The 11,585-nt window shown below is 48.7% G+C and carries 6 protein-coding genes, 1 pseudogene and 1 riboswitch; of the genes and pseudogenes, 6 read left to right on the top strand and 1 reads right to left on the bottom strand.

What is annotated here, in order from left to right:
* Positions 1-341: 341 nt before the first annotated feature.
* The gene (gene ribB, locus JFT56_RS19200; RefSeq protein WP_198781558.1) at positions 342-995 is read right to left on the bottom strand and encodes a 3,4-dihydroxy-2-butanone-4-phosphate synthase; all 654 of its coding nucleotides are present in this window, start codon (positions 993-995) and stop codon (positions 342-344) included.
* Positions 996-1,199: 204 nt separating this feature from the next.
* Positions 1,200-1,426, bottom strand: a riboswitch (FMN riboswitch).
* Positions 1,427-1,670: 244 nt separating this feature from the next.
* Here ribB and JFT56_RS19195 point away from each other — a divergent pair.
* The 6 genes and pseudogenes from JFT56_RS19195 to JFT56_RS19170 all read left to right on the top strand — a co-directional run bounded on the left by JFT56_RS19195 (position 1,671) and on the right by JFT56_RS19170 (position 11,415).
* The gene (locus JFT56_RS19195) at positions 1,671-3,806 is read left to right on the top strand and encodes a S9 family peptidase (RefSeq protein WP_198781557.1); all 2,136 of its coding nucleotides are present in this window, start codon (positions 1,671-1,673) and stop codon (positions 3,804-3,806) included.
* Positions 3,807-3,816: 10 nt separating this feature from the next.
* The gene (locus JFT56_RS19190; RefSeq protein WP_198781556.1) at positions 3,817-4,272 is read left to right on the top strand and encodes a GIY-YIG nuclease family protein; all 456 of its coding nucleotides are present in this window, start codon (positions 3,817-3,819) and stop codon (positions 4,270-4,272) included.
* 146 nt (positions 4,273-4,418) lie between these two features.
* Positions 4,419-4,499, top strand: a pseudogene (locus JFT56_RS19185) (mannose-1-phosphate guanylyltransferase); the annotation flags it as partial.
* 363 nt (positions 4,500-4,862) lie between these two features.
* The gene (locus JFT56_RS19180) at positions 4,863-10,136 is read left to right on the top strand and encodes an Ig-like domain-containing protein (RefSeq protein ID WP_198781555.1); all 5,274 of its coding nucleotides are present in this window, start codon (positions 4,863-4,865) and stop codon (positions 10,134-10,136) included.
* Between the two features lie 482 nt (positions 10,137-10,618).
* On the top strand, positions 10,619-10,888 hold the full coding sequence (locus tag JFT56_RS19175) for a DUF1778 domain-containing protein (RefSeq protein ID WP_198781554.1): 270 nt from the start codon (positions 10,619-10,621) through the stop codon (positions 10,886-10,888).
* Positions 10,885-11,415 carry a GNAT family N-acetyltransferase gene (locus JFT56_RS19170; protein ID WP_198781553.1) on the top strand — a complete coding sequence of 177 codons (531 nt, stop codon included), beginning with the start codon at positions 10,885-10,887 and terminating at the stop codon, positions 11,413-11,415. The genes JFT56_RS19175 and JFT56_RS19170 overlap by 4 nt, the downstream gene beginning before the upstream one ends.
* Positions 11,416-11,585 lie beyond the last annotated feature (170 nt).

Below are 11,585 nucleotides of genomic sequence, written 5' to 3'. Positions count from 1 at the left end.
AATCTAGGTCACGAAATTAAGCGATTTGTTATATATATGTCTAAGATATTATTTTTACTTATGTATTTTTCTCCTATCAAACAAAATGACAATTTGTCTGTGATATTGAGCGGCATTTGAACATTATTTGCGCATTGCCTAGGTTCATATCGTTGTTGGTTTTCTAACAGGGTGATACCGCCTAAGTTGCAGTGCTAAAGCTGATTTTATCGACTGAGCCGCGTATTGCATCGATGCGGGATCTTTGGTGACTTGGATGGCAAAGCAATAAAAAAGACGCTGGCGGTTGCAAGCGTCTTTGGGGATAACGGACGTATAGTACAGCCTCTGGCTACGGAGGGTTAGCCTACCTTCGCCAGTAATGCTTTACGATAAATAACAATATCTTCGATCGTCAGCACAGGCATATTATGCAGTGCGCCAAAGGCAATGATCTCTGGCAGACGCGCCATAGTGCCGTCGGGATTAGTGACTTCACATAACACTCCGGCAGGCTTGAGTCCGGCCAGTTGCATCAGATCGATAGTACCTTCGGTATGACCGCGGCGAGTTAACACGCCACCGGGCTGGGCACGTAGCGGGTACACATGGCCTGGGCGGGCTAAATCGCTGGGTTTTGCATTATCGGCAATGGCGGTTTTAATGGTGGTGACGCGGTCGGCCGCTGAAACGCCGGTAGTTACGCCTACTTTGGCTTCAATACTCACAGTAAAGGCGGTGCCGTATTGGCTCGAGTTGATTTCCACCATAGGCGGCAGTTCGAGGGCTTTGACTTTATCATCGGGTAAACACAGGCACACGATACCGCTGCATTCGCGGATTAACATGGCCATTTGGGCATTGGTCAGTGACTCGGCGGCAAAAATTAAGTCGCCTTCGTTTTCTCTATCTTCGTCATCGACAACCAACACACCTTGGCCTTGGCGCAGGGCATTAAGACCCGCTTCAACGCGTTCGATAGCAGTACCAAAAGGAGCAAGTAAAGACTGATTCATGGTTAATATCCTTAAAAATACGACATTGGAATATCCAGAATCAGGGCGTGCAGAAATACAGCTCAGGCGCATTAAATATGGCTTTGCTGTAGCAATAGCACCGCACCCAAGGGGCGACGTTATTGCAAAATATGAGGCTAACACGGCGCGATAGTTAAAAACGCTATGGTTAAGAAGGCATTCTTAGTTTCACTGCGTGTTGTCTTACATTCTCTTCCATCCGGACTCAGCACTGTTGCCATAAAAGCAAACAATCCATTACCGTCGGCTCTGGAATATTGGGTGTTTAGTCAAGCCCAAGTCACCAGATCTGCTGACCCCGAAAGTGTTTTCGGGCGCTCGCGGGCTTTTGATAAGGCTCAGTAGTATCATCACTTAACCTGTACCAATTTACCGCCGGTGGGGAGTTTCACCCCGCCCTGAGAATTTGTTTTAAGGCTGTTTAGGCCCAAAAACGCCGTTATGTTGCGCTTATTTAGGGGGGATGGCAATAAAATCGCGTCTTAAATTGGGTAATGTTTGCGCAAGCGCACAACTGGTAAAGATCCTTAAGCGAGCGCAACCTTTAGGAGACTCGCAACTATAGGTAGCTTGGGTATATCATACTCAGCATATTCACTTATTGGCTTGCCATCGTCACTTACGATGGTTTTTGGATGTCACAAGGACGTATCAATGCGCTCTCTGTTGTTAACTTTAGGAATCACCATGCTGTTATCCGGTTGTTCGGCTCAAAAAGGGCAAGTTCCCGCCCCGGTTGCGGAAAAAATTCCCCATGTGATGACCTTGCATGGCGTGACCCGTACCGACGATTATTATTGGATGCGTGACGATAAGCGCCAAGATCCCAAAGTGTTAGCGCACCTTAACGCCGAAAATCGCTACACTGAGGCCTATTTTAAACCGCTCAAACCACTGCAGGATGGACTGTTTAAAGAGCTGACCGAGCGTTTGGTCGCCGATGAATCCAGCGTGCCATACCAATGGCATCAGCACAGTTATTACCACAGATATCAAGAGGGTAGCGAATATCCACTGATCAGCCGTAAGGGCGCCGATGGGGTTGAGCAAGTCATGCTCGATGTGAACGAGCGCGCTAAGGGCCATGAGTTTTATGGTTTAGGCGGCGCCAGTGTCAGCCCGGATGAAACTATGTTGGCCTTTGGTGAGGATCTGTTAAGTCGCCGGGTGTATCAGATCTATTTTAAAGACTTAGCCTCTGGCGACATGATCACCGATGTGCTTGAAAACACTGAGGGCCGAGTGGTTTGGGCTAACGATAATCGCCATGTGTTTTATATCGCCAAAGATCTGCAAACGCTGCTGGGCTATCAAGTGTACCGCCACGAGTTAGGCACGCCACAGTCCCGTGATGTGCTGGTATATGAGGAGCAGGACGACTCGTTTTATATTGCCCTTGGCAAAACCTTAGATGAATCGCAAATTGTGCTATTCCACGAGAACACCACCACCAGTGAAGTGTCAGTGCTCGATGCCAATGATGCGTTAAGTCTGTTTAAACCCGTATTACCACGGGAAGAAGGCCACGAATACAGCATCTCTAAACTGGGCGACAGCTATTACATTTTGACCAACTGGCAGGCGACTAACTTCCGTTTGATGAAAGTGGCGGTAAAAGATGCCGCCGATAAATCCAAATGGCAGGAAGTGGTTGCCCATAATCCCAATGCGCGGATTGAAGACAAATTAGTGCTTAAGGATCATTTGATCATTCAGACCCGTGAAAATGGGCTAAGTCGGATTAAAGTGATGCCGCTCAATGGCCAAAAGCCCTTTGAGCTGAGTTTTGACGAACCCGCCTATGTGCTCGGTTTAGATGTTAATTCCCAGCAAGATAGTGACAAGTTACGCATTTTTTACTCTAGCCTCACCACGCCAGAGGCTGTGTACGAGTACCATTTAAATAATCCCGATAGACGGGATTTGCTCAAACAGGATCAAGTGTTAGGCGGCTTCGATGCTAGTGCGTACAAAGCAGAACGCTTATTTATCACCGCCCGCGATGGTGCCAAGGTGCCCGTGTCTCTCGTTTATCGTAAGGATAAATTTAACAAAGATGGCACGAATCCACTGTATCAATATGGTTATGGATCATATGGTTACACGGTAGAGCCCGACTTTTCTTCATCTGTGATTAGCCTGCTCGACCGCGGCTTTGTTTATGCCATCGCCCATGTGCGCGGCAGCGAAATGTTAGGCCGCCCTTGGTACGATGCGGGTAAGTTATTAAATAAAAACAATACCTTTAATGACTTTATCGATGTCACCATGGCGTTAACCGAGCAAGGTTATGGTGATAAAAATAAAGTGGTCGCCGCGGGCGGCAGTGCGGGTGGCCTATTAATGGGCGCGATTGCCAATATGGCACCGGAGAAGTATTTTGCCATCGCGGCCCATGTGCCCTTTGTGGATGTAGTAACGACTATGCTCGATGAGTCGATTCCGCTCACCACCAATGAGTACGACGAGTGGGGTAATCCCAACGAGAAGACCTATTTCGACTATATGCTCGGCTACTCGCCCTACGACAATGTCGCCGACCATGAGTATCCTCATCTGTTAGTGACCACAGGTCTACATGATTCGCAGGTGCAGTATTTCGAACCCGCTAAATGGGTGGCGAAACTGCGCGAAGTGCAGAATAAGTGGTACAAGCTGGACGATAAGGTGTTGTTATTTGACGTCGATATGGATGCCGGCCACGGTGGTAAGAGCGGCCGTTATCGCCAGTACCAAGACACGGCGCAGGAATATGCCTTCTTCTTAAGTCTGCTCGGCATAACTAAGTAGGCGCCAACGGGTGACCAATTTAGTCATTGAGACTGCAAATCCACATCACTTAGCTAGCCCCAAACAAGGGGCTAGCCAAGCTCAGACTTCCAATAAGCCCGAAGCGGTACCCATTGAGCAAGCACTAGATTCAGAACAAGCGGTTACTTCTGGCCAAGCGTTTCCTTTAGACCAAGCAGTGACTGCAGATATAGTGCAAGCATCGGTGTGGTATCTATACCTTATCCGCTGCGCCAATGGTCACTTGTATACTGGCATTACTACAGATGTGACGCGGCGGTTTAACGAGCATCAATCAAGCAGCCCCAAAGCAGCAAAGTACCTGCGCGGCAAAGGGCCATTAACCCTGATGTATCAAGAACAAGTCGGCACCCGCAGCGATGCCCTAAAGCGTGAAATCGCAGTTAAAAAGCTAAGTCGCTCTCAGAAATTGGCGTTGATTGAAAGTTGGCGTGAAACAGCTTAACAGTCTGTTTTTCCGTCATTCCCGCAATGCTTTTGAGCGGGAATCCAGATCTTTATATATGCCGATGAAATGATTAAGCACTGCCATTCCAGTGACACGCCGCCTTTTTATTTAATAAGAACTACCGCGATTCTGTTGTTTTGCCGCAGATGATCGAAGTGCAATCCGCTAGTTATCTTGGGGAAGATGACATAGTGAGATTTTCCGATCTGTATGGGCGAATTTAAGTAAAGCCTTGAGCATCAATCGAAACTAAAATAGCTGATGTGCTGTTTAAATCGCAGCATATTTCTGTCGCCGGATCACTAAAAAATCATTTCAAGTGATTCATTGGGTTGTTAAAGAATAAAGAATATTTGAAAAAATTATAACTTTAGATATCCTGAATATATAAGAATCAGAAGGCAGACAAGATGCAGTTAGTGCAGATGGTTCCGCTAAGACGACAGAAAAAGGACAGAGTTTTAATGATAACTTCCCCATGTACACCGCTTCAAAGATCCAGTCAGGCTTTCAAGTCACTGGTTTTGATACTGCTCGCGTTAAGTTTTTGGTCTTTGCCGGCAGTGGCAGCTGTCTGTCCGGGAGGGGTGTCTGAACAAACGACAGTATCCAGCCATACCATCATCTGCAGTGCGGCAGATTTTTCAATTTCTTCAGCTGCGACAGTAACGAAAAACGGTAGCCTCTATCAGCTCACGGACTTGTCGAATGCGACGGCGGCCGATGCAATGGGTACTCCGGTCAACCTGAACGATGTTTTGACAGAGGGCACCTGCTATACATTTACCAGCACAGATGTTGGCAGTATAGGAGCTGAATATCAGGGTACCATCATTAATGCTGTGGGTTTTACCAATGTTGGCTCTGGCGCCTGTAGCGGCAGCGGTGGCGGTGGCGGACCCACCCCTCCAGCCGAACCAGAGGTCACCTCAGCCATCAGCACAACCAGCAGCGACTATGTAGTTTCTGGTACCCATCAGGTGGATGGCACTATTATTTCTGTGATTATTGATGCCAATTTAAACAACCTGATCGATATAGATGAACCACCTGCTACCGGTGCTGTTGTGGTCTCTGCAGGTAGCTGGGCGACAGCACCTATCAGCATTTCGGGTAATACCAGATTTTTAGTGGTGGCGAATGACCCAATCAGCGGTTTGCCATCTTCGGTTGTGATACATGAGGTCAGTTACAACCCGACTCCGACCAATACGGCACCGACCATCACTGGCACCCCAGTCACTTCGGTGAACGAAGACAGTCCTTACAGTTTTACCCCAACAGCCTCAGATCCGGATGTAGGGACTACGCTAACCTTCAGCATTAGCAATAAACCGGCCTGGGCCAGTTTTAATACGGCCACAGGAGCTTTGACAGGAACACCAGCCAACGCTGATGTAGGTAGCACGACTGGCATTGTGATTAGTGTGTCCGATGGTACCGCCAGTGCAGCTTTATCTGCATTTAGCCTGACAGTAGTGAATGTGAATGATACCCCGATCATCACTGGTAACCCAGTCACTTCGGTGAACGAAGACAGTCCTTACAGTTTTACCCCAACAGCCTCAGATGTGGATGCGGGCGCAACGCTCACCTTCAGCATTACCAATAAACCGGCCTGGGCCAGTTTTAATACCAGCACAGGAGCTTTAACAGGCACGCCTGGCAATGAGCATGTTGGCACCACTGCAGGTATTGTGATTAGTGTGTCCGATGGTACCGCCAGTGCAGCTTTATCTGCATTTAGCCTGACTGTAGTTAATACAAATGATACCCCGACCATCACTGGCAACCCAGTCACTTCGGTGAACGAAGACAGTCCTTACAGTTTTACCCCAACTGCCTCGGATCCGGATGTAGGGACTACGCTCACCTTCAGTATTAGCAATAAACCGACCTGGGCCAGTTTTAATACCAGCACAGGAGCTTTAACAGGCACGCCTGGCAATGAGCATGTAGGTACAACTCAGGGCATTGTGATTAGCGTGAGCGATGGCACCGCCAGTACAGCGTTATCAGCATTTAACCTGACGGTAGTGAATGTGAATGATGCCCCAACCATCACTGGCAGCCCGACAATTACAGTGAACGAAGGCAGTACGTACAGTTTTAACCCAACAGCATCGGATCCGGATGAAGGGACTACGCTAACTTTCAGCATTAGCAATAAACCAGCCTGGGCCAGTTTTAATACAGCCACAGGAGCACTGATAGGCACGCCGGGCAATGAGCATGTAGGTACAACCCAGGGCATTGTGATTAGCGTGAGCGATGGCACCGCCAGTACAGCGTTATCAGCATTTAACCTGACTGTAGTGAATGTGAATGTGGCACCTGTGATCATGTCCACCGCATCGACATCTGCATCTCAGGGAGAGAATTACAGTTACACCCTGAGTGCAACCGACGAAGATGTGGGCGATAGTCTGAGCTTTAGTGCGCCGACTAAACCGGCTTGGCTGAACTTTAATGCCGCAAGCGGAGAGTTAAGTGGTACACCGATGCGTGCGGATGTGGGTAGTCATGCTGTGAGTCTAGTGGTAACGGACAGTGGCGGACTGACAGCCACACAGAGTTTCAGCATTGAGGTAGTCAGCACCAACGAAGCGCCTGTGGCTACAGACAGTACCGCAACGCTGGACGAGGATTCGCCATTGAGTCTGACGTTAACGGCCCAGGATCCGGATCAGGACGAGCTGACCTTTGAGATTGTCACGCAGCCAGAGCATGGTACTGTCACCTTGCAGGGGGCGCTTTTGGTCTACACGCCAAAGCTGGACTTTAATGGCACTGACAGCCTTGAGTACAGGGCCAGCGATGCAGAGTTTAGTTCGAACGTGGCTACCCTCAGCCTGACGGTGAATGCAGTAAACGATAATCCTGTGGTGGTGGACGATAACTTCAGTTTGCAGCACACCACAACGAATCAATACCAGCTGAATGTACTCGCCAACGATTCGGATGTGGATGGCGATACGCTGACCATTGATGGCGCATCAACCAGTGTCGGCACAGTGACCTTTGTTGCAGGAAGTTTAACTGTGACGACACCGGACAGATATGTCGGCCCGGTTAGCCTGCGTTATACCACGACAGATGGCAACGGCGGTCGTGCCAGTGCCAATGTGGGGCTGAAAGTGGAAGGTGAGTCTGCTTCAGATTTGCCAGTGATTACGGTGCCTGCGGACATTGAAGTGAATGCAACGGCCTTGTTTACCAGAGTACCGATTGGCACGGCGACCGCAGTCGACCGCAATGGCCGTCGTCTGCGGGTGTCGTTAATTAACGGCAGTCTGTTCTTCGCACCAGGCGAGCACATTGTGTACTGGCAAGCGACGGATGCCGATGGCAATACGGCAACCAAAGCACAAACGATCAAAGTGAACCCACTGGTTTCAGTCAGTAAAGACCAGCTTGTCACGGAAGGTAGCGAGGTGGTGGTTGAGGTGATACTCAATGGCTCCTCTCCTGTCTATCCGGTGTTAGTACCTTACACTGTCAGTGGCAGTGCAGATGCAAATGACCATACGCTGGTGTCAGGTGTGGCTGAAATCAGCTCGGGGCTTAGTACCAGTATCCGCTTTACTGCGCTGGACGATGGACAGAATGAAGGCACAGAGGACATTCGCATTACGCTGGATGCCAGTGTGAATCGGGGTAGTCAGCGCAGCAGTCGTATTGTGGTGACTGAAGCGAACATTGCGCCTGTGGTGACGTTGGACGTCAATCAGAACAACGAGAGTCGCCTGACGGTGAGCAAAGATGAAGGCACTGTCCGGGTGACGGCCACGGTATCGGATGCCAATCCGCAAGATCAACTGAGTGGCGTGTGGGACTTTGGTCGCCTGACCAATGTTACCTCAGACCAGACTCAGCTGAGTTTTGAAGCGGCAGAGCAGGGACCAGGCTTGTATCAGGTCAGCTATACAGCAACAGACAATGGCAGTCCGAATTTATCGGCTACAACCCGGGCCTTTATTGTGGTGCGGCTTGTGTTGCCAACGTTAGGCATTGAAGATACAGACGGTGACTTAGTGCCGGATGATCAGGAAGGTTTTGCGGACTCTGACGGTGATGGTATTCCGGATTATCAGGATGCAATCAACGAATGTAACGTGATGCCCACTGAGCTGTTAGGGCAAACCAAATTTGTGGCGGAAGGTGAACCTGGTGTGTGCTTACGTCTGGGAACCGTAGCGGCAGAAACGGATGCCGGTGGTTTGCAAATCGACCAGAATTCGGTTGAAACGGATGATGTGGCGGTGAATATAGGCGGTATCTTTGACTTTATTGCGTATGGTTTACCTGAGCAGGGCAACAGCCACAGCCTAGTCATTCCGCAACGTTTACCTGTGCCAGCCAATGCGGTGTACCGCAAGTTTAATGATGTCACGGGCTGGGTGGATTTTGTCAGTAATGAGCGTAACTCAGTGTCCAGTACAGCGGGTGAACGTGGTTTCTGTCCACCGCCCGGTGGCACAGAATGGACTGAAGGGTTAACGGAAGGCCATTGGTGTGTGCAGGTGACGGTGGAAGATGGTGGTCCAAACGATGCCGATGGTATCGCCAACAGCGCCATTGTGGACCCGGGTGGTGTTGCAGTGGAACTGAATGGAAATAACCTGCCTGTTGCTGTTGCGGATGTCGCCTCAACAAATGTGGATATGGCAGTGACTGTGAATGTGCTGGCCAATGACAGCGATGTGGATGGTGATGCCTTAACTGTTAATCAGGCAGTTAGTAACTTCGGTACAGTGGTTATTTTGGATGATCAGCAACTGAGTTATACCCCCAATGCAGATTTTATTGGCACGGATACTGTGATTTACAGTGTCGCAGATGGTAAAGGCGGTACGGCGAGTAGTGAACTTATCGTCACCGTGGTCAGCAACAGTGCGCCTGTGGCTGTGAATGATGTGGCGTCTACTGATGACAGAACGCCAATACTGATTGCCGTATTGGTCAATGATGCCGACGAAGAAGGGGATGCGCTGGCGGTGACTGCAGCCAGTGCGGTGCAGGGCAGCGTCAGTATTGAGCCAGACCAGCGCTTACGTTATACACCAAAAGTGGGCTTTGATGGTGTGGATACCATTAACTACAGCATTACAGATGGCGAGGGTGGAATTTCATCTGCGGCGGTGACGGTGACAGTGCGTGCTTATCAGGATGTCGTGGTGGATAACAAATCAAGTGGGGGCAGTATGGCAGGATCGATGATGATGATACTAGCGGGTGCTGTGATGCTTCGTCGTCGTTCTGTCTTCGGTTTAGCTGCAGTGATGCTGCTATCTTTTAGCCCGTTGAGTCAAAGCGCGGACTGGTATCTGCAAGGAAGTGTGGGTTATAGCAAAGCGGACCAGCAACAAAGCCGCCTTGCGGATGAATTACCTAGTGGCACCATCATCGCCATCGATGACAGTGACAGCTCTTATGGTTTGACGCTGGGTTATCAGGTACACCCTTACTTTGGATTGGAAGTGGGCTATCTGGATTTAGGCGAAGCCAGCAGTCAAATCAGGGCAGAAGTCCTGACCCCGGAGCAGTACCATGAAGTCGTCAAAGCCGTCAGCCCTGTGTTGGTGGATGGTCTTACTGCGGCAGTGCGTTTTACCTTATGGCAAAACGAGCAGTGGAGTGTGGCTGTGCCACTGGGGGTGCTGCTGTGGGACTCTGAAATAGAAAGCAGGATGAATGGCGACACGCTCACCACAAAAAGCGATGGCACAGATTTGTACCTTGGCGTGCAACTGAACTACGAGCTGGCAGAGGCATGGGAGGTGGGGCTGGGTTACCAGCAATTCAACCTGAAACCCAATGACGTAAACAGCGTTATGCTGAGTGCAAGCTATAGCTTTTAACTTGGTTCGTTTGAAGATGACAAAGGGCGGAGATAACCGCCCTTTGTTTTGGTATGAATTGCAATTCAACTCAGACATCTTTCAAAGAGAACATGGACACAAACTCTAAATGATGCTTAATCCCGTTAACCACTGAGTATCCTGTTAGCCTGCACATATCCGAATTCTGTTGTTACGTTGCAAAATTTAACAGTGGGTTTTTCGATAAACTCTTTTCCGTCATTCCCGCAATGCTTTTGAGCGGGAATCCAGATCTATTAAAGGCGATGAAATGATTAAGCACTGTCATTTCGTTGCAAAACAAAAAGTCAACGTCGTGGGGCTTCATCCCACACCCGATGTCTGTCTTTCTGCGTATTCGAAGCGTTATTCCCACAAATCTAAAAATAGAATCCGTACTATATCCGTACAAGTTGCGATTTGGTTGTTTAAACTTTATACTCCAATTCATTACGGATTCACTCCGTACGATAGGAGGTTTTATGGCGACTGCAAGACTCGATATCCGTTTGGATGAAGAAATCAAAGCTAGGGCTGAGAAAGCATCAGCTTTGCTTGGGTTAAAAAGCTTAACTGAATACGTTGTTCGCTTAATGGACGAAGATGCAACTCAGGTGATAGCTGAGCATGAAAGCGTTACGGTTAAAGCAGATGTATTCGATCAATTCATACTGGCTTGTGATGAGGCTAAGGCCCCGAACAAGGCATTGCGTGAAGCGGCAGCATTTACTAAAAGTGGTGAGTTTAAGTGAGTTATTCCAAGACTTTTAAAGAATTGGATAAATCACAACACGATAGAGCATCATTTGACTGTGGCGAAGCAGAGTTAAACGATTTTATCCAAACTCAAGCAGCGAAACACATGCAAGCAGGTATTAGCCGTACAATGGTTTTGCCTGCTGCTACGCCATTACCCAATCAAAAATTTCCAATTTGCTCATTTTATACTATCGCACCAAGTTCAATTTGCCGTGATACCTTGCCGCAAGCTATTGGCAAAAAGTTACCACGCTATCCCATTCCGGTCTTTCTGCTTGCTCAACTTGCTGTTCATAAAGAGTTTCATGGTAGTGGGTTAGGTAAAGCTAGCCTAATCAAAGCACTAGAATATCTGTGGGAAATTAACGCTCACATGAGAGCTTATGCCATTGTTGTCGATTGCTTAACTGGCCAAGCTGAATCATTTTACGCTAAGTATGGTTTCGAGGTGCTTTGTGAAATCAACGGCCGTGTAAGAATGTTTATTCCAATGAAAACAGTCGGTCAGTTATTTACTTAGGTGCTTCATACAGTCTCCTTGCCCTTCGGGATGAGGAACAGCGCTTACGTAATTGGTGTGAAAGTAGCCGGTAAGCTAGCAACAACTTAACCGGTGCGACTTGGCTACAAAGCTTAGCTTAAGAAATTGCGGTGGTAGCGCAACAGGCCGACACGGAGCCAGCTATCGAT

Source organism: Shewanella putrefaciens (genome assembly GCF_016406305.1).
Lineage (GTDB): Bacteria > Pseudomonadota > Gammaproteobacteria > Enterobacterales > Shewanellaceae > Shewanella > Shewanella putrefaciens_C.
The sequence above is the reverse complement of the archived record's forward strand: the minus strand, read 5'-3'. Positions and strand labels throughout refer to the sequence as shown.

Excerpts from the sequence above, each read along its gene's own strand:
- JFT56_RS19195 (WP_198781557.1), top strand. The coding sequence starts at position 1,671 with ATGCGCTCTCTGTTGTTAACTTTAGGAATCACCATGCTGTTATCCGGT.
- JFT56_RS19175 (WP_198781554.1), top strand. The coding sequence starts at position 10,619 with ATGGCGACTGCAAGACTCGATATCCGTTTGGATGAAGAAATCAAAGCT.
- ribB (WP_198781558.1), bottom strand. The coding sequence starts at position 995 with ATGAATCAGTCTTTACTTGCTCCTTTTGGTACTGCTATCGAACGCGTT.